This is a genomic window from Actinoallomurus acaciae (assembly GCF_042429965.1).
Lineage (GTDB): Bacteria > Actinomycetota > Actinomycetes > Streptosporangiales > Streptosporangiaceae > Actinoallomurus > Actinoallomurus acaciae.
Window position 1 is genome coordinate 1 of record NZ_JBHLZP010001143.1, and the last position, 971, is coordinate 971.

The window sequence follows — 971 nt, forward strand, 5'->3', positions numbered from 1 at the left end:
GCCGCCGTGAGCGGCAGCCCGTCGGCGCGATCGCTCCGGCTGCCGGCGGGCACCGGCGCCGCCCGGATCCGGGTCCGTGTCCACCCCGGCGCCGATGCGGGCGACGGTCCGGTCGCGTGGTTCGCCGGCCTGTACGGCGCGGCGTCCTGAGGGCTTCCGGGGCGCGAAGAGTAGCGCGTCGACTACGCTCGCCGATATCGCGGACCGTGTGGGACCGGCGACACCTGAAGACGCGTGTGGGGCCGGTGATGGTGGGTAATACCGCGACAACGATGGAGGAATGTGATGAGCCTGGACGAAGCAGCCCGCCAGCTGGAACTGGCGGCCCACGATACGCAAGTCGCCTTCGACTGCATCGGTCTCGGTGAGATCGAACGCGCCCACACTCACACGATCACCGCGAGAGCGGCGGCGGACGCGGCCGAGGTCGCCTTGCGCATCGCCCTCGCCGACATGTCACCGGAAGAGGCCGAACGCGCCGGTGAGAAGGCCATGAGGCGCATCGAGCAGGAAGAGGGCTCGCGCCACTAGCGCCTGCCCCAAAGCCCCGTCCGTGGCAAGTGGTGTCCGGCGGCGCGTCGCAAGGCGGAGGAGGGAGTCAGCCCGGTTCGGCTGTCGACCGACGACAACACGGCGAGGCGTCGCCTAGCCGGACAGCGGGGCTTTGGGGCAGGCCCTACTGAGCGCGCCCTACTGAGCGCGCCCACGCGCGTCGCGGGTCCCGTCTCCGTCAGGCGGCGGGACGCTCGGCGGCCGGGGTGTCCGGGCCGACCCGGGCGAGCGGTGCCGGGTCGAAGCCCCGGGCGGCCCCGAGGATCACGAGGGTGAGCGCGGCGCCGACGGCGTAGGCGATCCACAGGTCCGACGCGACGGCGCCCGCGATGACCGCGCCGAGCACGAAGCCGACGTAGTTGAACACGTTGACCCGTGCGACGGCGATGCCCAGGCCGGTGGGGTCGAGTCGTCCGGCC

At 72.7% G+C, this 971-nt stretch carries 1 protein-coding gene and 1 pseudogene; one reads left to right on the plus strand and one right to left on the minus strand.

The window, feature by feature from the left end:
- Nucleotides 1–285: 285 nt before the first annotated feature.
- On the plus strand, nucleotides 286–531 hold the full coding sequence (locus ACFFNX_RS51170) for a hypothetical protein (protein ID WP_378213766.1): 246 nt from the start codon (nucleotides 286–288) through the stop codon (nucleotides 529–531).
- A 199-nt stretch (nucleotides 532–730) separates the two neighbouring features.
- Here ACFFNX_RS51170 and ACFFNX_RS51175 read toward each other — a convergent pair.
- Nucleotides 731–971 (minus strand): annotated as a pseudogene (locus ACFFNX_RS51175) (MFS transporter); the annotation flags it as partial.